Origin of the sequence: Nitrosomonas sp. PY1 (genome assembly GCF_022836435.1) — a bacterium.
Taxonomy (GTDB): domain Bacteria; phylum Pseudomonadota; class Gammaproteobacteria; order Burkholderiales; family Nitrosomonadaceae; genus Nitrosomonas.
In genome coordinates this window covers 2620897-2646524 of sequence record NZ_BQXC01000001.1, presented here as the reverse complement: position 1 = coordinate 2646524, position 25628 = coordinate 2620897, and the positions used below count along the sequence as shown (strand labels likewise).

The window sequence follows — 25628 nt, the reverse complement described above, 5'->3', positions numbered from 1 at the left end:
TCCTACGCTGGCGCCTGGATAATTTCGCATCCTTCTCAAGCCACTCAGCGAGCTGTGATTTAAAAGCTCCTAATTTCGATGTCGGTTGAATTTTACGTTGGTATATCGGTTCCCCTTCACTCCTTTTAATGCTTTGCGGATCGCTTGACGTGAAAGATTCAGACTATTTGCAATCGTACTGATGCTTTCTTTGCTAATGAAATGTCAATCCTGATGCAGGCTTTTGTTCCATTGTTATCACTCCAGGGTTCTCCGACTAAATGTCGGATTCTCTCATCCATAGGGTGGTAACTTTTCAATGTTGATTAACATGCTGTGACGATGGCTTGTCATCGAAATACGGAGATGGGGTGCTCCAGTATTTTGTCTGCTGATGTGATGAAAATAGTCTGATTTGAAGAGAATCTGCTAGATGGTACTTTTGGATATCGGCTGCCATGTTGCAGTTATAGAAGGAAGAACAGACTGGCGTGCTGTTGAGCGATATCTGAAGAATCAAGGCAAGCTAAAAGAAAAATTGCCGTAACTTGTATTTTTCTAATACCCCGTGGTTCTACCACGGGATTGATTGTTTACTAGAATTAATTACAAGTTGCGGCTATATCGTATCAAGGAGCTGAGATGGAGCGAGAAAGCTTATTATTGTTGTCATCCAATTCGTTGATTTTCCTTCCGTCATCGACATGTGCCACAATCGTATGTGTGCCGACAGGAATATTATATGCGCCTCCCTTCGTGCCAATAGTAACAGAGGCTCCTGCTGCTAACGGTCCCCATACCCCTCCCCAGGTTCGCCATTGACCATCGACTGTATAGGCCACGCTGACAGGGACTCCAGACGGAGTTGATCCGCTTCCCTGGTTTTTTACGGTACTTGTAAAAATACCGTTAGCATAAGAAACTTGTGTAACGACAAGGTCGGGTAAAAGTGTATTGCCAAGTCCGTCAGTATTTGAATGGGCTCCAATATCTTCAAATCCCCCATCAATTTTAGGAACTAAAAAATTTGTAGAAGCGCTATCTGTACTAATAAAGGAAACAGTACCTGCACGTTGCCATGAATTATCGTTTTCGATGCCTTTTCCCCACCTAATGACAGTATCCTTTGAAATATTCTCAGAAGTGACGGTATCGGAATCGAATGAATATCCGGCCATTTGATTATTCCAAGTTGTATTATTTCTGATTGTTACATTTACGCCAGTGTTGCTGGTAATACCCCGGGTATCGTTTGAATATGATAGATTGTGTTCAATGATCGTGTTGGCGCTTGGATAGGCGCCACCTCCTTTGATTCCATTTCCATCGCCATTTGTGCTACCGTTTGAGTGTGAAATACTATATCCGACGTAACCATATATCGTTTTCCAAGTATCAATACCATCATCAGAGTTATTATGTACCAAACAGTTTTCGACACGATTGTCGGTTCCGCTGGATAGCGCGATCCCATCGGAGTTTCCCCCATTTGCAAATATAGTACCTGTTAAACCAATTGCAGAATTATGACTTGATGTGCAATTTCGGATAGTATTGTTCGAGCCATATCGCCCGCGTACCGCGCCATCGTCTTCGCTAAGTATCTGAATCCCAGATAAAACATTGTGGTGACTATGTACCCCATCAAGTACATTATTACTGCCGAATATGACAATTCCCTGTCGAGGCATATTTCTAATCTCAATACCTCGCAAATGAATATATTTCCCGAGTATTCTTATGTGAATATCTGTGCCTTTGGCAAGTTGGTCACCATCAAGCACGGCGCGCTCGCCAGGATAGCTTTCAAAAATAATTGGAGCAGTAGCCGTACCACTAGCTTCAAACCTTACATGCTTGGTAACCGAGTATGTGCCGCCTCTCAGAAACACGACGCTTCCAGCTTTTGCTTTGGAAATTGCATTCCAGATATCGCAAGGAGTAGCTAGTGAGCAAGTAGTGCCGCTACCCCCTGGTTTCGCAAAAATAGTGCCTTTCGAGAGATCTGTTTTTACCATTGGTACTGGGCCAATTGATTTGGCTTGTACCGTTGTTAAACAAATTATAATTCCAACAGCTAATCCCGCCAGAAACATAAGTAGCTTTTTTTTCATAAAGTCCTCCAAAATGATGTACTAGACACGATTTATCAAAAAACCCAATTGATCAAAAACCAATGAGTCAAATTCATGAGAGATTCAGTGGAAATGAATTTGGCTGGAGAAGAGATGGCTTCAAGAAGCAAACACAATTTCTAGAACTCAATAAGTTAAGAAATAATCTATCGTCGGAATGCTACGTTCTGCTGTATTACAGACACGGTTACTACTTACCAGCAAAATTACGAGATTAAGGATATCTCTGATTTATTAAAACAAAACAAGAAGGATTGTTAGAATTATGGTCTTATTTCTTAGAATAAATGCTCTGTAATGCTGGAAAAATTCCCACGAATAAAAAATATCGTGGGCAAATTTACCACCAATAGTGGTATCGGTCAAATACGATTGCTGAGCTTTAGTTCTTGAGATAGAGACTTATTAAGTTGAGGAGAATAATTAATTGAGACCTTTGCAAAACTCCATTTCCTGAAATTTATATCAATAAAAACAGTAGCCTGAAGATGCATCAAAGGGCTTTTGGAAAGGTCTCAATTATATTTAAATTTCTAAAGCAAAAGCGGAATCACTGTCCTCTGAAGATCATTTATAACCATGAATGTTATAATGACAGCGTTTCCGCTGCCTGCATGGGCTCTTGGAAAGCAAAGCAGCCGATTTGGTAAACTTATATACATAACTCGTTTATTCCAATCTCAATCTTCTATATGGCTCGTCTTATCTATATTCATGATCCCATGTGCAGTTGGTGTTACGCATTTACACAAAGCTGGACAAAATTGCAGGAAACGTTACCTGCAAATATACCAATCATTAACATAGTCGGTGGTTTGGCATCCGATACTACAGAGCCGATGCCATTGCATACACGGGAGATGGTGCAACAGGCTTGGAAAAGAATCGAACAGACTATTCCGGGGATATCTTTTAATTGGGATTTTTGGGCGTACAATACGCCTTACCGATCCACGTATCTAGCTTGCCGCGCAGTACTTGCAGCTAAGAAGCAACGGCATACCTCTGAAGTGGAAATGATTCGCGCTATTCAAACTGCGTATTATCAAAAAGCTAAGAATCCATCGTTGCCCGAAACTTTGCAGGAATGCGCACGTGAAATCGGTTTGGATGAGACTCAATTTGCTAGAGATTTAACTAGCGTTGAGATTGACAGTGAGTTACATAAAGAAATTCAGTCTGCCCGTGATTTGGGTGTGAATTCGTATCCTTCATTGCGGTTACAGCATAATAATAACTTGCACATGATAACTATAGACTATCGTGATCATCGAACAATGCTGCAGCAAATCAACAGCATCATTCAGGGCCTATAACCTGGAAAGATTCATAATTCTCGATTTCACTGACAATATGGCATTTAACAATATAATATAAATTCGAACCGAAACTAGAGAATGCGCATTGCTATTATCGGTGCCGGTTGTTCCGGTCTATCTGCAATCAAACAACTGGCTGCCGCAGGATTGAAAGATATCGTTTGTTACGAAAGGAATGATCAAATCGGTGGTAACTGGGTGTATACAGCAAACTCAAGCCATAGCAGCATCAGTAAAACAACACACGTCATTTCGAGCAAGACTAAGTCGCAGTTCAATGATTTTGCAATGCCAGAAAGCTATCCGGATTACCCTAGTCATAAACAGATTCTTGCGTACTTCCAAGCTTATGCGCGTCATTTTCAATTGGAAAAATATATCCACTTCAACATAGCCGTATTACATGTGGAAAAAACGGCCAACGAGCGGTGGCGCTTGAGTCTGTGCGATGGTACGCAAACAGAGTTCGATTATCTTATCGTTGCCAACGGGCACCATGCAATTCCGCGTCATCCAGGTTGGAAAGCGGATTTTTTAGGAAAATATTTGCATGCGCACGAATTTAAAACCAATGAAGGTTTAAACGATAAACGAGTACTTGTGGTCGGAGCAGGAAACTCCGGATGTGATTGTGCAACTGAAGCAAGTCGGAATGCTGCTTCTGTCGATCTGAGTTTGCGTTCACCTCAATATATCATTCCAAAACTGATCATGGGGAAACCTACTGATACGTTTGCGGCGTCATTGCAGTGGCTTCCTCAACGCATTCAAAATTGGCTGCAAAAAATTTCTCTACACATCCAGATTGGACGCTATCGTGACTATGGCTTACCCGAGCCAGATTTCCTTCCCACGCAAGCACACCCTACAATTAATTCAGAAATTCTGGATAAAATCCGTCACGGAAAAATACACCCTAGGGCTGGTATTGAGAGTATCAAGGGATGTAGGGTTTGCTTCACAGATGGCACATCATCTGAATATGACGTCATTATTGCTGCGACAGGTTATACAATCGGTTTTCCATTTTTTGATAGGAACTTCATTGATTGGGGAGAAGCCAGATATATTCCGCTTTATTTGCGCATTTTTCATCCCAAGCATCCAAGCCTATTTTTCGTCGGTTTGATACAGCCCCAAGGCTGTATTTGGACACTCACAGAAGCACAATCGTATCTCATTACGCAATATTTGACAGGTAAAACTCAGCTGCCATCAAACTGGCGCGAGCAAGCTGAGCGAGAGGGTAAATATTGGGTAAGCCAATTTATAACACGACCCCGTCATTCGCTAGAAGTGCATTACTATCCCTATCTAAAAAAATTACAACAAATGTCTGCTGGAAAATCTATTTAACTGTAATTCCGCATACCCAATATTTTGCTGGTAAAGTAATTAATACTTTGGTGTGAGTTTTTGTTACCAATTAAAACATAGATAATGCAATGTGTCGTTTTTTACTATAAAAATATGAAACTAAACGAAAAGGCATCAGGTATTCTGAAAAATAATGCGGTTAAGTGGCATTTTGACAATAGCTATGCACGCTTGCCGGACTATTTTTTTGCGCGACTTTCCCCTATTCCCGTGCAATCACCACAAGTTGTCATACTAAATATTAACTTGGCAAAATCATTGGGATTGGATGTTGAAGCTTTGTTGATGCCGGAATCTGCGTTTTTATTCGCTGGAAATGTTTTGCCGGATGGTGCACAACCGATTGCTCAAGCTTATGCGGGTCATCAGTTTGGACATTTTACGATGCTGGGTGACGGTAGAGCGATATTATTGGGTGAGCATGTTACCCCAGCGGGTGATCGATTTGATATCCAACTCAAAGGCTCAGGTCAAACACCTTTTTCGCGTCGTGGAGACGGTCGCGCCGCATTAGCACCTATGTTACGTGAATATATCATTAGTGAAGCGATGCATGCGTTGGGCATACCTTCCACACGCAGTCTTGCCGTCGTTACAACCGGCGAGCAGGTTATGCGTGAAGTCTTACTACCCGGCGCCATTCTTACCCGTGTAGCGACAAGCCATATCCGAGTTGGGACATTTGAATACGCTGCTAGCCAACGCGATACGGACGCTATTAAGATCTTGGCAGATTACACGATACAACGCCATTTCCCCGATTTACTCGATACCGAAAACCCTTATTTATTGCTGCTGAATCGAATCATCGACAGCCAGGCCGAGCTAATTGTAAAGTGGCTATTAGTCGGTTTTGTCCACGGTGTAATGAATACAGATAACATGAGTATTAGTGGAGAAACTATAGATTATGGGCCCTGTGCATTCATGGATGTGTATGATCCCAATACCGTGTTCAGTTCGATTGATCAATATGGTCGCTACCGCTATAGTCATCAACCACAGATAGCGCAATGGAATTTGGCGCGCTTGGCTGAAACTTTGTTGCCATTACTCGATCCGTTGCCTGAAAGAGCACTTACCTTAGCTGAAGAAGCAATCGGCGCTTTTCCCAAAATATATCAATCCTACTGGATGATTGGTATGCGCAAAAAACTAGGATTGTTGACCGAAGAAAGCATCGATACTGAACTCATTACCGCCCTACTCACGTGGATGCAAAATCATTACGCAGATTACACAAATACCTTTCGCGCACTTTCTGAAGAAGTGCTTCCTAACAATGCACAGTTTGGCGATGTAGAATTCAAGTCCTGGCATACGCGCTGGCAGGAACGGTTAACACGCCAAGCCTGCCCTCAATCGACTCCATTGGAATTGATGAAGACCAATAATCCTGCAATCATCCCGCGCAATCATCGCGTCGAAGCAGCATTGTCAGCGGCATCAGAGCATGGCGATTACACTTTGGTTCACCAATTACTGGCTGCAATTGCAAAACCCTATGATGATTTGACGGAATTTAACGATTATCGCACTCCACCAGCTTCATCGGAGCGTGTGTATCAAACGTTTTGTGGGACGTAATGCTTGAGCTAAAGCGATGAGCGAGTCATCCCACGCTACCGATCGTTGACTGCTCCATAAGAAGCTCTGGTTTTAAGTTCTGCAGATTCAAATTATCATATCTTCTACTGTTTCGTTACTGAAGTTGCTGTCCAGATTTCTATCGAATTGACTGAGGAGATTGTCTTTGAGGCCTTTGCAAAAGTCTTTTGGTATATTTTCATGTCACTGTTTTTATCGATATTAAATTTTAAGAGATGAGGTTTTGCAAAGGTCTCTCTTTGTGAGTTCAGTAGATAGCATCAATTTCTGAAAAGCTTATCCCTATATCCCAGTTATATCATCCCCACAGGTAAATCGGTTTCTTACCGTGCAACATTTTCTTTAAATATATTTTTCTGAAATCAATAAAGATTCTCATAACATAACCGATAGATATCCGGTTGTTTAATTGTAAGCAGTTGCGCCGAGCGATAAATATTTATCAGTTTTTTATGGAGCTTTATATCTATGGCAACAACCGTATCCGTATCGTTTGCAAATGGCTTTGTTGGTGATGCTGTTAATTCTAACTCGGCAAGTAACTGTTCCTACCTAGTCAACCTGGGCTGGTCAAACTTTCAATTTTCACAAAGTTCTAGCACTGGGCAATTTGGCGGCTCGCAAGGCAATGATTATGCCGGAACCATCCATATAACTGACGCCAATGGTGTGAGACATAGTATTGATGGCGTGATTAATTGGCGTGCCCCAAGTGGTTCCGTTACAACGATGGTGTTTTATGCTACAGGAGCCGGTCAAACGTTAGCAACAACAAACTCTACTTATTCCATCGATCCTTGGAGTGGAGTCAATGGAGATCCGCATACATATATCGGCTTAACATTTAATGGTGCAACGCTGACCATGACAGGGGGGCAAGTATCTGGAAACGCTACAACATCGGGCCTGTTGAGCACCCTTAACACTTATCTTGCGAATCAACCGCAAATAAGCATAAATGATCTCTCGATCAATGAAGGAAGTGGAACAGTTTCGCTAACAGCTTCATTAAATAAAACAAGTACTGACACAATAACGGTCGCATATCAAACAGCGGATGGAACGGCCAGTGCCGCCAATGCGGATTACACGTCGAGTTCAGGAGTAATAACATTTAATCCAGGAGAAACATCGAAGACAATTAATATTCCTATCAGCGATGATTCTATCTCAGAAGGAACTGAAAACCTTAAAGTAGTATTGTCAGATAGCACTTATGCGGCTATCGTAAAAAATACAGGAACCATTACAATCATAGACAATGATGGCCAGAGCGTTACCAGTGTAATAGCAGAAGATGCTGCCAATACTGGTGCTAATCCGGTGGATAGTACCGTCGTTGAGGGGGCAAATCTGCGGTATACGGTAAACCTTAACGCTGCCAGTCCGTCTGCAACGGAACACACTCTGGCCATCAGCGGCACCGCTTCGATCAGCGATTACGGGAGCTTCATTTTCAGTAGTAGTGTTACCTGGAAGAATAATGATCCGACGACTGGCATCGTTGTTGTTCCAGCCAATGTAACCAGCTTCAGCATCACCGTTCCGACTATTGATGACAGTATAGTGGAAAGCGCTGAGAGTCTGATATTGACTGTTGGGGGGGTGATTGGCACGGGCACTATTACGGATAATGATATAGATTCAGATAATGGAAATATAATACCTGAGCCTGTTGTTCTAGACGCATCGTTAAGTTTAGAAACCGACGATGGTCGAAATAATTATGATAACTTTACAAGCAACATTAATCCGGTGATTCAAATAGATACAAAGAATCTAAAACTGAATGCCGGTAGTGATCGTGTCTTTTTTTATGATTTAAATGGGAATCTAATAGATTCGGTAGATTCGATGCTTGTAAATTCTAATGATGCAGAAACAGGGGTTATTAATATACAAGCTCCTCAATTGGATGATGGGACTTACAGTCTAGTTTCAAAAATTCTTGATCATGAAGGAAATGTTAAGGCCATTATACCCATTACATTTACCATTCAAACTGATTTGGATGGAATTAATCCATCAACTGAACTGGCCGCTAATAACGGCGATTATAATCAGGATGGAATCGCAGATTGGAAACAAAATAATGTCGCTCAGTTTCCAATGTCTTCAGTAACTGATTTTCAAGCGGGAAGATCTGCTTCTCCGAAAGCTTTTGGTGCACTGCTGATTGGCGATATCGATTCTAGTAACATTAGTTCTTCTGTAAATCTTAATACCACGGCTCAGTTAAAAGATATCTACATCAGCGAACCACCAGCACCATTACCTGATGATTTTGTCATTGCTTCACCGATGCTTAGTTTTTCCATTACAAATGAAAATGAAAAAGTATTGCAAGATGTTTCACCTACTACAGATGGATTTCAGACGCGTGTAGTCATTGAATTGCCAAACGGTGGTGTTCGTGCAAACAGCTATTTAAAATGGAATGAAACTACTCGGGAGTGGGTAAAATTCAATGATGATCAACGACTAGATACCTTCGATGATGGCGCTACATTGCTAGATGTAAATAATGATGGTTTGATTGATCGAATAGTAGTTACTTTGACTGATGGCGGTATTGGCGATCACGACGCCACTGCTAATGGAACATTTGTTGATCCAGTGGTATTGGCATGGCAGCCTATTAGTAACGTGGTTAGTGATCCAGTATACAGCGTACTCCTCGCAAACGGTGATCGTTACTACACAACAGATATCAAAGAAGCAGCCCAAATGGCGCATGGCTCCGATAATATTTTTGAAGGTGTGCGCTTTGATTCGCTAAGTGAGAGCTTGGGAGGGCGACAGTTACATGCCAATTACAATCCTTTTACCGGTGATTGGTTTTTTGCTGAAAATGGTAGGGATATGCCTTATAACTGCTATTACCCAGTAGATTCTGCGAAAGGTTTTAGTGCTGCACCAGCTGGTGCAGGCATTGGGCAAGATTATTATCTCTATTTGAATAACCAAGGAATCACTCAGCTTGTTAGTGAATCCGAAGCATCAGAGCTAAATCTTTTAAGCAATGGTTATCACAATTTGGGTGCAGTATTCAATACTACAACAAATACACATTTTAACTTCGATTCAATATCTTATCTTGTTGCAAATAAAGATAACCAAATAGTACAATCCTCCGTTAAGGCATTGTCTGATAATTTTGTGAATACGAGTGACATCAACTTTGTTGAAGCAGTAGAACAAATTTATTTTGCTCAAGCAATCGGTCAGCCTACGGTGGTAGGAGTGGATGGAAATTCATCTCTGGCGGATTTGAACATTCTTTTTCAAACCCACTTTGTTGCTTAATGCCGCGCTACAAGCAAAGCAGTAAGTAGCATAAATTTAAAACCTATATGATGAATTCAATAAATAACCTATATAAGTTAGTTGCTTGTGTTTGTATATTTTTTGCATCAAATTCAGCATTTTCCGAACGTAACTTGATGAAGGATTATTATTTAGGCATTCAGGGAGGTACTCATTTTCTTGACAACTGGTCAGCGGACGTAAAGCTTAATGAAACAGTAAACCTCAGAGGGAAGGTAGATTTTTCAGATCGCTTTCAGGTTGGAGGCTTTGTGGGACGTCAGACAAAAAACGCACGCTTTGAAGTAGAATATCAGCATGGATTTTATGACATTGCGAATATTACCCTAGGAAGAATCCATTCGGATAGTAATGGTGATGGAAATTATCAAGTTGCAACATTTAATGCGTATCGGAAAGTGAATTTTTTTAAAGATTTTTCTGCGTTTCTTGGTGGTGGGGTTGGATGGGGAAGATCTACAGTTTCACATGCGAATTTTAATCCTCATTGTGATTGTTTTGGTTCAGCGCAAAAAGATGGATTCGCTTATCAAGGGCGAGTAGGCCTTGAATATCAATTCCATAAAAATCATCATTTTTTTGCACAATACACTTTTCTGCACTTAGATGGTCCAACAGGCGCAGGAAAAAATCAAATTGAGTACGATAATAAGTGGGTTAGTATATTCGGGGCTGGTTATCGCTATTCGTTTTGAAAGCGATCTTGCTCTGGCATTTGTAAATCGGCTCTGTTGCAAAAAAATCTGTATTGTAGCCTAGCATTGTTTTTAGATGGACAGAAGCAATGAGTGATTTCAAATGTAGGCATTACTGGGACAGCATCATTTTGGGCTGTATCAGGTGGTATTGCAGGCATGGAAACATGATAAGGGTATCTAGGAGAAATCCATCTTATTGAAAGACAATTCAATGCGTACAGGCGCATAACTCAATAGATCAATAACTTACTCTGAAATGCACTATTTTTGCAGCAGAGTCACTAAGAGACACATTCGATGCAAACAATTGTCAAGACACTGACCTCAAGAACAAGGATATGATCATCATGCTATCAATAGCAAATATTCTAAATATCGTCAAATTGCCGCTTTGTTCCCAGTGGGCCGAGTTCAGGTTAATCCAATTGTTCCTAATCAAGAAATTTAAATTGTGACTACTTTAAAAATCAATTATTCGTTTGAAATTAGATAAAAAGACAGCTACCGTGCTCAGTAAGAGCAAAGGCCAGAACTGAACAAAAGGCTCGTACCATTTCGTGCCGACCATAATCGGGATTTCCAACGTGAAATCAGCCTGGTGTTCGTCTACCCCCGAGAGGCGAATGACATATTCTCCCGGTTCATCGATGCGGATGTCCTGATAAATAATGCCGGATTGATAATTCTGGGCGGGGATCGACAGTAGTGATTGCGTTGGCGTACCATCGATTTCCTTAAACAAATTGAGCGCTATAGGTTGTTCTCGCATAGACACGGGATATAGCAGATCGATGGTAATACTGAGTAGGCCCGGACTGGGTACCTTGCTACATAGAATGGGAACGGACATTGCGCTCAAAGCATCATCTGGCACCTGATAGCCATGAGGAATAAAATATGCAGAATAACCGATCAATAGTGTTTCAGATTCGATCGTGCAGGTGCCACCACGAAAGCCTTTGGGATATGTTTCCGATCTGTCTCCCTGAGAGCTTACGTGAAATTGCATGCCGATCACAACGATGCTCATCAATATTCCTGTGATAATTACAAGGCGTTTGGTGTGGATCGATAAATTCTGCCAGATTGTAGTCATTTTCCCCTCCTGATAAATATTTTAAGTGGCTTAAATCGATGGTTCATTCCGGTTTTATTCTTATCATCGGGCATAGATTTATTGTGCGCTTCGCAAATATCTTTAGCGGCCGGTCGTCCTATATACGCAATTCCACCATTACCGGTAATCATTACTGTTACGATGGCGCTATCAATTAATAGGCTCAGCTTTTCCGTTGCTATTTCGAGATCCCGCGCGCCGCTTTCCACCACGCAAGGATTGGCAATATCATTCCCTCCATCTTAATCTGGTCGTGTATGACCTGTATTTGCTCAAGATCAATTCCATTGACGATATTTTGGTATTCGAGTCAACTGTTACCAGACCCCCATGACGAGCTTTCCGCTTTTTTAAAAAGTAGACCGATCATTCTATTCTTGAAAATGGTATACCTGAAATCGTAGAATGTCAAAATCAGATAAATAAAAATTTAGGGGCTGTAGTAGATCAGCTTAAATTTGAGTCCAATTTTTCAATATTTTTAGTTGATGTTTAGGTGTTCCATAGTTGAATCTAAATTCACATTCTTTAAGAAAAGATGGAAATGACTCTTTGGGAATTCCATTGTATTTTCTTAAAACACGTTTGGCCTGATTCCAAAAATTCTCAATCCCATTAATGTGATTCTTGCCTTGCGCAAATAACGTGGAATGATTAATCCGTTCATGGTAGAAGTGGCTCACATCAAGCGCATTGTAACTGCGATAACAATCTGTATAAACTACGCTGTCAGGTGCTATTTTTCTGGTTATCAGCGGCATAAGTGTTTCTGATTTAGTGTCGCCTACAACTTTTGTGTATACCTTACCACCACGCTTCAATATGCCGAACACAGCCACCTTACCAGCAGCTCCACGGCCACGTTTACCTTTACGAACGCCACCGAAATAGCTCTCATCCAACTCCACTATACCATCAAAGATTTCGTGAGATTCCCGCTCCAGATGATAAGCAATAACTTCACGTATTTTACGATAAAACAACGCGGCGCTATTGGGTTGTATTCCGAGTATATTGGCTGCTGATCTTGCTGTAACTTCCAGCACAAAATTCCAGTAACCTTAACTGTACTTTCCTTAATAATCTACAATGACTTATCTTCATTTGATTAGCTTAACATCTAAGCTAATCTACTACAGCCCCTTAATCATTGTTAAGTGTAGAATTTTATTACGTACTTAACCACACCGCTTAGTCCCATAATAATCATAATAAGCCCCCCAATAATCGCGGTCCCCTCCAATAAAATAGAAAAAAGCGCCGTTCCAGTACTCGGAAACTCCTCTTCACCGACCGTATTCCTTCTCTTTTCTCTGCGTTCTTTTACCCATAACTGCAACCAGATTGCAACGGGTATCACTAATAAAGAAAACATTAAAGCAATTTCTGCATCTTCCATTTATAAACCTCATTCTAAAAAAATAGCGCTTTCTATTTTAATATTACCTAGCATTCTAAGTGTCACAAATTTGGGTTCTGTCGCAAAAAATCTGTATTGTAACTCAGCATTGTTTTTTCAGACAAACAGAAGCGATGAGTGATTTTAAGTGGCGGCAATATCAGAGCAGTATCATTTTGGGCTGTATCAGATGGTACTGCAAATATGGAATCGGTTCATGCCACAATCGAAAGATTTGAAGTTATGCGTATGTTCAGAAAAGGAGAGATCCATCTTATTGAAAGACAATTCAATACTTACAGCACATAACTCAACAGATCAAGAATTTACTCTGAAATGCATTATTTTTGTAACAGAGCCGCATACATAACCATGATAATCACCTCTTAAATTCTCCCGCCTAAAATTTAGGCAAGACACGTGAATTACCTGATCAGTTCTCAATCGGTACAGCTAGGATTTTATGGTCAAAATTCAATCGGTGTCAACGGCATGTCTTAACAAGGTCGTAATGCTTTGTTATTTAACATGTATAAATATTTAGGGGCTGTAGTAGATTAGCTTAGATGTTAAGCTAATCAAATGAAGATAAGTCATTGTAGATTATTAAGGAAAATACAGTTAAGGTTACTGGAATTTTTTGTACTGGAAGTTACAGCAAGATCAGCAGCCAATATACTCGGAATACAACCCAATAGCGCCGCGTTGTTTTATCGTAAAATACGTGAAGTTATTGCTTATCATCTGGAGCGGGAATCTCACGAAATCTTTGATGGTATAGTGGAGTTGGATGAGAGCTATTTCGGTGGCGTTCGTAAAGGTAAACGTGGCCGTGGAGCTGCTGGTAAGGTGGCTGTGTTCGGCATATTGAAGCGTGGTGGTAAGGTATACACAAAAGTTGTAGGCGACACTAAATCAGAAACACTTATGCCGCTGATAACCAGAAAAATAGCACCTGACAGCGTAGTTTATACAGATTGTTATCGCAGTTACAATGCGCTTGATGTGAGCCACTTCTACCATGAACGGATTAATCATTCCACGTTATTTGCGCAAGGCAAGAATCACATTAATGGGATTGAGAATTTTTGGAATCAGGCCAAACGTGTTTTAAGAAAATACAATGGAATTCCCAAAGAGTCATTTCCATCTTTTCTTAAAGAATGTGAATTTAGATTCAACTATGGAACACCTAAACATCAACTAAAAATATTGAAAAATTGGACTCAAATTTAAGCTGATCTACTACAGCCCCATGATTAATTATTCGTTTCTATCATTCCAGGATGTGAGTGCAGCAGATACAAACATGAGATTTTTGAAAGATAGAAACGGATTGATGATGAAATTAATCGAGAGATGTTACTTTTGTTTTGGTTGTTGAACTGCGTTTTGTTGGTGTATTGACAGCAAGCTTTTTCTCAGTGGTCTTTTTAGCGGTTTTTTGTTCAAATTCAAAAGTAATTTTCCCATCGGAGTTTGCAACTAAGTAAGCTGAAAACGGACGCCCTTTTTTTGAGATGAATTTAGGTAGCAAATCGGTTTTGCCTTTTTCTAATAACTTGATGATCTGTTCGCGTTCGATAGGGCGTTCGAGAATAATTTTTGCTATTTTGAAACTGCAAGTACGTGCAGCACCGAGTGATTTTTCGCAAACATAGTGGTGGCTGTGTTCATAGACGGAATGACTGCATTTAGGGCACTTTCCAAGTAATTCTTGTCCACTGAAATCAACCGGGTCAGTATCGGCATCGTTATTACCAAAATCGAATTTCATTTCAAAAGTATCCGTTAGCTGGATGATGGCATTGAACGATTGCCCCATTTTGCTGCGAAAGCCTTGTAGAGGGCCTATCTGGCGCTGAGTAATCAGTGCCTCCATTTCATCAACTTCGAATTGCCGTCCTGCAAGGATTTTCCACAGTGCAAAATCACACTTCTGGCATTGGAATTTTTTGTAAGTTTCATGAACAATGCCACCGCATTTAGGACAAGGAGATTGCAGAATCGAAAAATCCCCTTCGATCGTTTCGCCACGTTGAGTTTTTGCTTGCTCTACGATGCGCCTAGTCATATCGGCAATTTTATCCATGAAGGATGACCGTTTTAATTGCCCTTGTTCAATTTGACGCAACTGATATTCCCAATTGCCGGTAAGCTCCGGTGAAATAAGCTCAGGGATTTTTAGACCGCGTAATAAGGTGATTAACGAAGTTGCTTTAGCCGTTGGGTGAAGCTCTCGTCCAACACGCTGAAGATAATTTTCCAGCACCAATCCCTCAATGATCGCTGCACGAGTTGCTGGAGTGCCTAAACCTTTGGCACTCATGGCTGCGCGTAATTCTTCGTCCTCTACAAGTTTTCCGGCACCTTCCATTGCGGATAGGAGCGTCGCTTCATTAAAACGTGTGGGGGGACGTGTTTGATTTGCGATAATTTCAACTGTTTCGGTGGACACAGGTTTTTCCGGCGTAATTGCAACCAGCGAGGCGTCGTCATGGCTATCATCAGTCGAGGTGGGTTTGCCATATACTGCGCGCCAACCAGCCTTTACCATTACTTTTCCCTCTGTTTTAAAAGGCTCATCCGAAACCCGTGTGATGCGCGTGGTAAGTAAAAATTCTGCGGCAGGAAAGAAAATGGCTAAAAAACGCTTGGTAACCAAATCATACAATTTCATTTCAGCCTCATTAAGCTTTGCTGAGCTTAGCGGGGTTGGAATAATGGCAAAGTGATCAGAAATTTTGGCATTATTGAAAATTCGTTTGTTGGGTGTCACCCAATTAGCAGTTAAAATCTGTTGCGAAAATTTTCCGTATTCGGTATTTTCAAGGTTTTGTAAGGTATCTTTAACGGTGGCGAGGTAATCTTCCGGTAAAGCGCGTGAGTCTGTTCTCGGGTAGGTGAGTACTTTATGTTTTTCATATAAGGCTTGCGCTAGACCCAGCGTCGTTTTGGCAGAAAAACCAAAGCGACTGTTTGCGTCACGCTGCAAACTGGTCAGATCGTAAAGTAATGGGCAAATTTCTTTACTGGGCTTGCTTTCTTCGCTCGCAATACCTGGCTGTCCTTGGCACTTGTCACGGATAGCTTCCGCCTGACTGAGCTCCCATAAGCGCTCCGGCTTTAATTCCTGATTGTTTTTATCTTTGCTGAATTTTTCATCAAACCACTTACCAAGATATTTACCATTCTCTGTCACAAAGGTAGCATGGATTTCCCAATAATCTTGTGAGCGAAATTTTTTAATTTTTTCTTCGCGTTCGACCAGAATCGCCAATGTGGGGGTTTGCACACGCCCTACGGTGGTTTTATGAAAGCCACCTTCCTGGGAGTTAAATGCCGTCATGGCACGGGTGCCGTTAATACCCACTAGCCAGTCCGATTCAGAGCGACTGACAGCAGCTTCAGCTAAAGACTGTACTGCTGAGTTGTCGAGTAGACTGGTAAAACCGGTTCGAATTGCCTGCGGTGTCATGGATTGCAGCCATAAGCGTTTGACTGGTTTATTGGCGCCGGTATGGCGCAAAATATAATGAAATATCAATTCACCTTCACGCCCAGCATCACAAGCATTAATTAGCATATCAACATCTTTCCGCTTGATCAGCTTGGTGAGCAGCTTGAGCCGAGCGGAAGTTTTCTCGATCGGTGCCAAGTCAAAATGTGGTGGAATAACCGGCAAATTGGCAAAGCTCCATTTACCTCGTTTTACCTCATATTCTTCAGGCACAACCAATTCGAGTAAATGCCCTACTGCGGAGGATAAGACATACTCATCATTTTCAAAGTAATCAGTATGCTTGGTGAAATTACCTAAGGCTTTTGCGATATCTGCTGCGACAGAAGGTTTTTCAGCGATGATCAAAAACTTACTCATGGTTTTCTTTTGGGAATGACACGTTATCGTTATTACGCATTATGGTATCAGTTCGTAATAATTGGATAAGAGCAGAAATAAAAAAGTAATAGATTTCAATAAACTGTAAGTAAAAATCTATGGTGTTACGATTCGATGTCATTCTGATGAACTAAATGCATTAATTTAATGACGATATTGAGAATCACTGACAACTAATAGTTTTTCCAGCACGGCATGATCGGTAAATTGATTCTGAATCCATAATTCAGTCAAAACGATCAGCTTGATTTTTTCTACAGTGTGTGAGCTGTCATCCATCACTAACAATCGATCGATGAGTAATTCACGCTGCAAAGGATTAATGATGGCGTTCCGCTCTAGAAAGTATATAAATCCGCGACCCTCAGTATCAATTTTTTCCATTTCCTTATCGCTATAGCAACGAAAAGAAGTGCTTTCCGCTAAATCAGCTGGATAATGATCGGTGGTTTGTTTGGTAAGTTCCGAGAGCCAGTTTAAAGTTTCAGTGATGTCTTCATTAGGAAATCCAGCCATCGTAAGTTTATGGGTTAATGTTGCAGAGTCCGGATAGCTTCCAGAATCAAAATAGTTTTCAAACAAATAAACAAGAATATCGAACATGGCTATATTGAATAAATTGCAAATATAACGAACAAGTGAATGATTAAATTTTCAAGGAAGAACGTCTAATTAATTAGTATTCTTTGATAGCGTCCTCCGGGTAAACTGCTGACTTGACCTTCAAGCTCAAGTGTCAATAGCATGGCTGATACAACTTCTGCCGTCAAGCCACTGCGTGAGCAGAGTGTGTCAATATTGACTATATCGTAGCCCAGATAGGTGAGTAGTAAGCTGTTCTGAGAAGAGTCTATGGGAATTATTGGTTGTTTTTTTGAGGAATCCCGATGGTTTTTTTTCAACGGAGCATAATCCAATTCATCTAAGATATCTTGTGTATTTTCGACTAATTTTGCGCCCTGTTTAATCAAAGCATGGCAGCCTTTGGATAATGGCGAATGAATAGATCCTGGAACGGCCATCACTTCACGTCCTTGCTCTAAGGCTTGGCGTGCTGTGATCAATGAGCCGCTCCGCAATGCGGCTTCAACGACTAGACAGCCCTGACTGATACCGCTGATAATTCTGTTGCGGCGCGGAAAATTCCTACCGATTGCGGGCATACCCAATGGGAATTCGGAGATCAGAGCGCCTTCTTTTGCAAGTTGGTGCGCGAGGGCATGGTTTTTTGCTGGATAAACAATGTCGAGGCCAGTGCCAACTACTGCAATACTACTGGCAGTACCGCGTAATCCACCTTGATGCGCGGCAGTATCGATTCCTAGTGCCAAGCCGCTGATAATGCAAAGACCGGCATTACTGGCGGCTTGTGAAAAATTTTCGGCATTTAATAAACCTTGTGGAGTGGCATTGCGACTACCCACTACTGCTAAAGCTGGATACTGCAGGAGCTTTCGATGTCCTTTCAAATACAATAGTGGTGGTGGATCAGGAATATTTAATAGAGATGCAGGATAGTCCGTGTCTGCTAAGGTGATAATGGCATTGTTAGGGTCTTTCAACCATTTAAGCGTGCTAATAACTTTGCTACGATCTGGGCCTTGTTGAATAAGCTTGGCGATGGAAGGTTTTACGATGCTCTCGAGTATGCCTTGTGATGCTGAAAATATGGCCTCAGGGCTGCTTAAGGCGACTAATAATCGACGAATCGATTCGTCACCTAAGCCATCAATTAGATTGAGGTTTAACCATAATTCTATCTCGGATGATACGGATGCCATGTCGTTGCATCATGATGCTAGGGTGTTTTAACCGCATCTAGTACCTTAATCGAGTGAGTGCTTTGTACTACCAAAGCATAAGAGATTTTTTCAAAAACACGAAAAACGAACACTAATCCGGTTTTTTCATCCGGTAACTGTATCATGTCTCCCTTCAGCGATCTGGCTTGGCTTCTGCGATAGACGGCCAGTACATGCCCCATTTCTAAGCCATCCTCTGCGCCTTTATTGAGAGTAACAATGGCGTCTTTTCCAATCTCGGTGACACCACCATAAACTGAAATGATTCGCCCATTTACCGGGAAGTTAGGTGCATGCGGCATATAATTATCGAAGATGATATCTGGCGCAGCGACTAATCGATCACCCTTGAGGATTTCTTCTTTGGCACGGGTAATTGTAACGGTACTGGTTTCCGCAAAAGTTTCCACAGTGACATTACCTAGATAAACTGCCTCATAGCCAAGAATCAGATTCGTTTTGTCAGGATCCAGTAAAGGCTTACCAGGGCGGAAAATTTGCCAAGTACGCCCTTGATTTGAAGGCAAACCAGTAACATACGCTGTGTTGCCAGTACTCAAGATAACGCGCCCATCGCTTGAGCCCAAGATATAAGGTGCATTGTCTAAGCCATCTTTTTCAATGACTAAAGGTTGACTCAAAAAAGGCTCGATAACTGTACGTGAAATACCAGGAATGGGCAGGTTGTTGTCATTTTCTACTCGAATACGTGGGGATAACTTAATGGTTCGTAGATCTCCTTCGGAATGTGAGAGTCTAAGTCTTGGTCCATCTGGTAATCTTTCCAGTACAATTGTTTCACCAGGATAAATTTTATGCGGGTTTTTTATCTGGTCGCGATTGATGTTCCAAACTTCAGGCCAGCGCCAAGGATCTTTAAGGAAGCGTGCTGCAATGCCCCATAACGTATCGCCCGGAACAACGGTATGGTGCTCCGGTGCATCGCTTCGCAGTATAATGCTCTCAGCTTTAATCGATGAGGCAAAAATAAAATGCATACCGATGAACGCAGTTATAATAAGCTTTTGCATGGACGTTTTCCCTGCCGTGAGTTTATATAAAAATAACGCACATAATGATACTTTAATAATTAGATACTTGGATATTTGTTTTAGGAAGAATTGTTATTTCTATGCCTATTTTAAAAATCTTGCAATACCCGGATGATCGATTACATACCGTTGCAGCGCCTGTGCTGCAAATAAACAACAATACACGAACGCTTATCAGAGACATGGCAGAAACAATGTATGCCGCACCGGGAATAGGGTTGGCAGCAACACAGGTGGATGTGCATCAGCGAATTATTGTGATTGATGTTTCCGAAGCACACGATCAGTTATTAGTTTTTATTAATCCTGAAATTACCGCCAGTAATGGTTTGTCGGATTATGAAGAAGGCTGTTTATCGGTGCCTGATGTCTATGGAAAGGTATCACGAGCTGAATCAATAACTGTCAAAGCACTTGATGCCGATGGTAAATTTTTCACCTTAGATGCTAGCGGATTGCTGGCGGTGTGTATTCAACACGAAATGGATCATTTGCAAGGAAAGGTGTTTGTTGAGTATTGGTCGCGACTTAAACAAGCGCGCGTGATAGCGAAATTAAAAAAAAGGCATCGGCATGCCATGTAAATTCAAGGCTGTTTATAAAATGGTAGAGAATTGACGCGTTGCGTTGCTTTACCTTACCTTGTCACAGTGATTCGTGTGAAGCACCTTTTTTCTTGTACTTTGAATTCTTTCATTTTGGCTATTCTTCTGTAGAGATTTACTGAGTCTGACTCATTTGAGATGAAAATCATTTTTGCGGGAACCCCTACTTTTGCTGCCATTGCGTTAGATAAATTGCTGCTACAAAATCACCAAATTGTCATGGTACTGACGCAGCCGGATCGGCCTGCTGGTAGAGGTATGAAACTAACTATCAGTCCGGTCAAACAACTTGCGCAACAGCATGGCCTTCCTTTGTTACAGCCGGAATCATTAAAGACGCCAGAGATTCAAGCTCAATTGCAGGCGTTGAATGCGGATATGATGGTAGTGGCAGCATATGGTTTAATTTTGCCTCAAGCTGTTTTGACTGCTCCACAATTGGGTTGCCTGAATATCCACGCATCATTGTTGCCTCGCTGGCGTGGTGCTGCTCCGATTCAACGTGCAATTCTGGCAGGTGATGCAGAAACGGGAATTACCATTATGCAAATGGATGCAGGGCTTGATACTGGTGATATTTTGTTACAACGCAGTTTGTCTATTGCCATGAATGACACTGCGCAAACACTGCATGACAAGTTGGCTCAGCTCGGAGCGCAATGTATTGTTGAAACAATCATGTTGTTGCAACAAAGAGAATTATCTTCAGTCGAACAGGATGGGGCATTGGCCAACTATGCTACAAAAATTGTTAAATCCGATGCAGCCATTAATTGGCAACAGTCGGCGAGGCAGATTGATCGAATTGTGCGTGCTTTCAATCCTGTGCCAGGAGCTTATACCTCGTTGCATGGGGGTATTTTAAAAATCTGGCAAGCTGAGATTGCTTCTGAGAGTCAGGGAAAGCCAGGAGAAGTAATTGCAATCAATGCTGAAGGTTTTGTAGTGGCTTGTGGTAAAGGAAGCTTGCAAATTATTAGAGTACAAAAGCCGGGAGGTACAAAATTGAGTGCGACAGATTATTTATTCGGCAATCCGTTACGGTTGGGAGATATTTTTGTTTGACTGCAAGGTAGTCGTGCAAGATGTTTAAAACGCAACTTGCGGTTGTAGCAGTAGTAGCGCGAGTACTCTCAGGTAGTAGTTTGACGGTAGTGTTGCAAGAGACTTGGTGCGCTTATCCCGCATTATCAAAACAGCAGAGAGGCGCTATTCAAGATATCAGCTATGGTGTATTGCGCTTTTACGGGCAATTGGAAACAATACTCGGGTTTTTGTTGAAAAAACCTTTGACTGAGCCGCAGTTGCACTACTTATTATTAGTTGGGCTATATCAACTGCAATACAGTAAATCTTCACCTTATACTGTTATCAACCAAGCAGTTACGGCATCGAAATCAATAGCGCGTCACAAAGCTTTGCAAGGGTTAATCAACGCAGTATTGCGTACTTTTGTTAGGCAGCAAGAACATTTGCTGCAAAAAACTGACTGCGTTGAAGTTGGGTGTTATTCTTATCCGCAATGGTGGATCAATAAATTGCGTGAGCAATATCCACAGTACTACGATTCGATGCTGCAACAAGGCAATCAACACCCGCCTATGACGTTGCGTATCAATACCAGCAAAATTAGCGTACAGGATTATTGTCAGTTGTTGATAAACCAGGCGATGCCATTCGAATCGATGGGGATTGGTGTGGTTCAATTGGTGCAGCCGGTGAATGTTGAGAAACTACCGGGATTCGAAACAGGATGGGTTACGGTGCAGGATGCCGGTGCGCAGCTTGCTGGCATATTTTTGGATGTCAAGAATGGGATGCGAGTATTAGACGCTTGCGCGGCACCAGGAGGTAAAAGTACGCACCTGCTAGAATTAGCAAATATATCGCTGACTATATTGGATAATGATGTCAATCGCATGCAACGCATCGAGCAGAATCTAGGGCGAATGAAAATGACCGCTGAGAAGATAATTTGCGGTGATGCTTCTAAACCTTGCTCTTGGTGGGATGGACAGGGATTTGATCGTATTTTGGCTGATGTGCCTTGCTCAGCCTCGGGGGTGGTACGTCGACATCCAGATATTAAGTGGTTGCGCCGCGAAAGCGATTTAAATGCATTGATCGCGACGCAGCAATCGATATTGAATGCTTTGTGGGTTTTATTAAACCGAGGTGGAAAATTACTTTATGTGACTTGCTCGGTATTTAATGAGGAAAATGCTGCGCAAATTGAAAAATTTCTCAACCGACATGAAGATGCCATGGTGCTATCTTTACCCTTATCACCATTCAGTCTAAATAATGGACAATTATTGCCAGATAATGGTCACGATGGATTTTTTTATACCCTGCTGCAAAAAAAATAAACAGAATTTTCGCCAAGTACAATGGTTACTTTGGAAGGCAATCATTGCGTTGTTAATCAGTATTTTGTCAATGAATGTGTCGCATGCGGGAAGTATACATATCAAATCCGTAGAAATGGTTGCTGTGAATCAAGGTTATGAAATCAATGTTGATTCGGAAATTGCATTGAATGCAACATTGGAACGCGCGCTTGAGAAGGGCATCATCTTATACTTTGCAACCAAGCTTACTTTGGAGGATTCACGCTGGTTTTTGGTGAGCGATGAAGTTGCGCGCGCTAAGTTACGTGTTGCATTGCGGTACTATGCACTGACACGGCAATATCAGTTGAATTATCTTTCTTCTTCACAAAATTTTAATACACTCAAAGAAGCCTTGAGAGCGTTAGGACGCTTAAGAGGTTATCCCTTAACTATCAAAGATAATTTGAGAGAAGATGTTGAATATATGGCATCGCTACGTATTTGGTTTGATTTGACCCGAATGCCTAAGCCGTTCCAGGTGGAGGCGCTGGCTTCTAGTCAGTGGGAATTGACGTCAGATCGACTGGAATGGCGCATGAAACTGCCTGTGATCGGGAAACCTATGATTGTCAAGGAACAATAATGAAGTTTGTTATTATTATTGGTGCAGGATTAGGGGCAGTGATGTTATTTTTGCTGGCCACAGCCGGTGCGAATACTGAGTTTTTTGAACATAGATACCGATTGCTATTGGAAATAAATATCGCTCTGGTGGTTGTATTTATGGCCATCGTTGTGTTCTTGCTGGGGCGATTTCGACGTCGATTGCAATCAGGGGTTTTTGGTTCACGATTGGCGTTACGGTTGATGTCGATTTTTTCATTGATGGCGATATTGCCGGGCGTGCTGGTATATGCGGTGTCAGTACAGTTTCTTGAAAAAAGTATTGAGTCTTGGTTCGATGTAAAAGTAGATAGAGCATTAGAAGGTGGTATAAATTTGGGGCATACCATGCTTGAAAATCTGCTGACAGAGCTGCAAAAGAAGGCACAAGCGACGGCATTGCTGTTATCGGAGTCGGATAGCTCTCCATTATTGATTTTGAACGAATTATTACTGCAATCGCAAATTGAAGAGGCAACTTTATTTAATCAAGACGGTAAGGTGATTGCGTTTTCTAGCGAGAATAATCGGGCGCTTTTCTCTGAAATGCCTAATGCGGCAATCATGCGGCATATTCGTATACAAAAGACTTATAGGGTGGTGGAATCCATTGAAAACAAAGGACTGTATTTGCGCGTAGTGACTCCAGTTAATGTATTGAGTCTTACAGAAGACATTCGTATATTGCAAATTTTACAGCAGGTTCCGGTGCAATTGGCAAACGATGCAGAACAAGTTCAGGCAGGACTCCAGGATTATCAAGAGCTTTCTTTATCGAGACAAGGATTAACGCGGCTGTATAGCGTAACATTAACATTGGCGTTATTGTTGTCGTTATTTTCTGCGCTGGCAAGTGCGTCGTTGTTGAGTGAGAAACTAAGTGCGCCATTGGGGTTGTTAGCTGAAGGTACGCGAGCTATATCTCAAGGGGATTATAGTCGTCGCCACCGAGTGGAAAGTACGGATGAGCTTGGTGTATTAACAGAATCTTTTAATTTGATGACGCAACAGCTTGAAGAAGCACAAGCAGCGGCACAGCATCATCAGCAGCAAGTTGAAAGTGCGCGTGCTCATCTAGAGAGTATTTTGGTTAACTTATCATCGGGCGTGTTGGTGTTTGATGAACAATTGACTTTGCTAAAAGCGAATCGCAGCGCAGAACAAATTTTACAAGTTCCGATGATTAGCTTGGATGGGACAATTATTGAGGGTTGTGTGGAGAGAGAGCCATTGCTGGCCACAGTTATTGCTGAGATCCAGCAAGGATTTAACTCATTTACTGGTACGGGTGCCTGGCAAAAACAGATTACACATATTGCGGATGGCCGGAATCTAGTGCTTTTAATACGTGGTACGCGTTTGCCAAACCTGTCGAGTGGAGGCGTGGTGGTTTTTGATGATATAACGCAATTACTACAAGTCCAGCGTGCGGTTGCTTGGGGCGAGGTTGCGAGAAGGCTTGCGCATGAAATAAAGAATCCGCTAACACCGATTCAGCTATCGGCTGAACGGGTACAACATAAGTTAATTGACAAGCTGAATGATGCGGATGCGAGAATCCTGAGACGCTCTACTGAAACGATTGTTAATCAGGTTGAAGCATTGAAAAAAATGGTCAATGAGTTTAATCAATATGCACGTGTGCCCGAGTTGGCGCTTCGCCAGCTAGAATTGAATGGGCTGGTGCGCGAAGTATTGTCGCTTTATGATAGCGGACATAAAGCTGTCATAAAGCTTGTTCTTGCTTCGGATTTGCCAATTATTCATGGAGATCCTGCACAATTACGGCAAGTGTTACATAATTTGCTGCAGAATGCACAAGATGCTTTGGTCAGCACACCGGATCCTATGATTGAAGTAGTGACCGAAAAGACTCATGAAGGCGTGCAACTTGCCATAATTGATAACGGATGTGGCTTTCCAGATGAAATTAGAGCACGTGTTTTTGAGCCTTATGTAACGACCAAAGCGAAAGGTACCGGTTTAGGTCTGCCTATTGTAAAGAAGATTGTAGAAGAGCACGGGGGAATTATTCGTGTTGAAAATAGTAAAGTGCAAGGAGCAAGAATTTCTATTGTTTTTCCATTCGCAAGTGTCGCGTAAAGTCATATAAATAGGCTTTTGAGGTTGTTTTAACGCTGTAGTGAAATGCGCAGATTGTTTTTCGATGGCGTATTAGATGTTAAGCTAGCTTAGGTGTGGGTGGTGGTTGTATAGGACTAAGGAAAGCACGGTTGGAAATATTTTGCATTGGAAATAGCAGTGAATTAAGTGGCATACTTAAAATGTAGCGTATTTCGCACCAAGTTGTAT

Annotated in this window: 19 protein-coding genes and 1 pseudogene; 11 read left to right on the top strand and 9 right to left on the bottom strand. The window is 41.7% G+C overall.

The genetic code is table 11. The annotated features are described in order from the left end of the window. Positions 1–608: 608 nt before the first annotated feature. A complete protein-coding gene (locus W03_RS12235; RefSeq protein WP_244073607.1) occupies positions 609–2093 on the bottom strand; it encodes a right-handed parallel beta-helix repeat-containing protein in 1485 nt (494 codons plus the stop codon). Positions 2094–2806: 713 nt separating this feature from the next. On the opposite strand from W03_RS12235, the gene W03_RS12230 reads away from it, so the two are divergent. The 5 genes from W03_RS12230 to W03_RS12210 all read left to right on the top strand — a co-directional run bounded on the left by W03_RS12230 (position 2807) and on the right by W03_RS12210 (position 10440). Further along, a complete protein-coding gene (locus W03_RS12230) occupies positions 2807–3430 on the top strand; it encodes a DsbA family protein (protein WP_244073606.1) in 624 nt (207 codons plus the stop codon). A gap of 81 nt (positions 3431–3511) precedes the next feature. Further along, complete coding sequence (locus W03_RS12225) at positions 3512–4789, top strand: NAD(P)/FAD-dependent oxidoreductase (RefSeq protein WP_244073605.1); 1278 nt, start codon at positions 3512–3514, stop codon at positions 4787–4789. Between the two features lie 114 nt (positions 4790–4903). After that, complete coding sequence (locus tag W03_RS12220; protein ID WP_244073604.1) at positions 4904–6397, top strand: YdiU family protein; 1494 nt, start codon at positions 4904–4906, stop codon at positions 6395–6397. A 489-nt stretch (positions 6398–6886) separates the two neighbouring features. Next, entirely contained in the window at positions 6887–9724 is a 2838-nt protein-coding gene (locus W03_RS12215) for a Calx-beta domain-containing protein (protein WP_244073603.1), read from the top strand. A 47-nt stretch (positions 9725–9771) separates the two neighbouring features. Beyond that, complete coding sequence (locus W03_RS12210; RefSeq protein WP_244073602.1) at positions 9772–10440, top strand: outer membrane protein; 669 nt, start codon at positions 9772–9774, stop codon at positions 10438–10440. Between the two features lie 463 nt (positions 10441–10903). Here W03_RS12210 and W03_RS12205 read toward each other — a convergent pair whose 3' ends face one another. The 4 genes and pseudogenes from W03_RS12205 to W03_RS12190 all read right to left on the bottom strand — a co-directional run bounded on the left by W03_RS12205 (position 10904) and on the right by W03_RS12190 (position 12959). Further along, complete coding sequence (locus tag W03_RS12205) at positions 10904–11539, bottom strand: hypothetical protein (protein WP_244073601.1); 636 nt, start codon at positions 11537–11539, stop codon at positions 10904–10906. Next, positions 11536–11772: a hypothetical protein gene (locus W03_RS12200; protein ID WP_244073600.1), complete on the bottom strand. Its 237-nt coding sequence runs from the start codon at positions 11770–11772 to the stop codon at positions 11536–11538. The genes W03_RS12205 and W03_RS12200 overlap by 4 nt, the downstream gene beginning before the upstream one ends. 240 nt (positions 11773–12012) lie before the next feature. Beyond that, positions 12013–12664: pseudogene (locus W03_RS12195) on the bottom strand (IS1595 family transposase). Between the two features lie 49 nt (positions 12665–12713). Next, positions 12714–12959 carry a hypothetical protein gene (locus W03_RS12190; RefSeq protein WP_244073599.1) on the bottom strand — a complete coding sequence of 82 codons (246 nt, stop codon included), beginning with the start codon at positions 12957–12959 and terminating at the stop codon, positions 12714–12716. 582 nt (positions 12960–13541) lie between these two features. Between W03_RS12190 and W03_RS12185 the strand changes: the two genes are divergently transcribed. After that, complete coding sequence (locus tag W03_RS12185; protein ID WP_244071182.1) at positions 13542–14195, top strand: IS1595 family transposase; 654 nt, start codon at positions 13542–13544, stop codon at positions 14193–14195. Between the two features lie 112 nt (positions 14196–14307). Here W03_RS12185 and W03_RS12180 read toward each other — a convergent pair whose 3' ends face one another. The 4 genes from W03_RS12180 to W03_RS12165 all read right to left on the bottom strand — a co-directional run bounded on the left by W03_RS12180 (position 14308) and on the right by W03_RS12165 (position 19693). Further along, on the bottom strand, positions 14308–16839 hold the full coding sequence (locus W03_RS12180; RefSeq protein WP_244073598.1) for a DNA topoisomerase III: 2532 nt from the start codon (positions 16837–16839) through the stop codon (positions 14308–14310). 165 nt (positions 16840–17004) lie between these two features. After that, complete coding sequence (locus W03_RS12175) at positions 17005–17463, bottom strand: DUF494 domain-containing protein (RefSeq protein ID WP_244073597.1); 459 nt, start codon at positions 17461–17463, stop codon at positions 17005–17007. A gap of 65 nt (positions 17464–17528) precedes the next feature. Further along, entirely contained in the window at positions 17529–18641 is a 1113-nt protein-coding gene (dprA, locus tag W03_RS12170; protein ID WP_244073596.1) for a DNA-processing protein DprA, read from the bottom strand. Between the two features lie 17 nt (positions 18642–18658). Continuing rightward, entirely contained in the window at positions 18659–19693 is a 1035-nt protein-coding gene (locus W03_RS12165; protein ID WP_244073595.1) for a LysM peptidoglycan-binding domain-containing protein, read from the bottom strand. Positions 19694–19794: 101 nt separating this feature from the next. On the opposite strand from W03_RS12165, the gene def reads away from it, so the two are divergent. The 5 genes from def (at position 19795) to W03_RS12140 (ending at position 25418) form a co-directional block, all read left to right on the top strand. Beyond that, complete coding sequence (gene def / locus W03_RS12160) at positions 19795–20298, top strand: peptide deformylase (RefSeq protein WP_244073594.1); 504 nt, start codon at positions 19795–19797, stop codon at positions 20296–20298. A 159-nt stretch (positions 20299–20457) separates the two neighbouring features. Then, positions 20458–21384, top strand: coding sequence for a methionyl-tRNA formyltransferase (fmt, locus tag W03_RS12155; RefSeq protein ID WP_244073593.1), 927 nt, complete (start codon positions 20458–20460; stop codon positions 21382–21384). A gap of 20 nt (positions 21385–21404) precedes the next feature. Beyond that, positions 21405–22688: a 16S rRNA (cytosine(967)-C(5))-methyltransferase RsmB gene (gene rsmB, locus W03_RS12150; RefSeq protein ID WP_244073592.1), complete on the top strand. Its 1284-nt coding sequence runs from the start codon at positions 21405–21407 to the stop codon at positions 22686–22688. A gap of 49 nt (positions 22689–22737) precedes the next feature. Beyond that, entirely contained in the window at positions 22738–23295 is a 558-nt protein-coding gene (locus tag W03_RS12145; protein WP_244073591.1) for a DUF4390 domain-containing protein, read from the top strand. Beyond that, positions 23295–25418, top strand: a complete 2124-nt coding sequence (locus W03_RS12140) for an ATP-binding protein (RefSeq protein ID WP_244073590.1) — start codon at positions 23295–23297, stop codon at positions 25416–25418. Before W03_RS12145 ends, W03_RS12140 begins: the two co-directional genes overlap by 1 nt. Positions 25419–25628 lie beyond the last annotated feature (210 nt).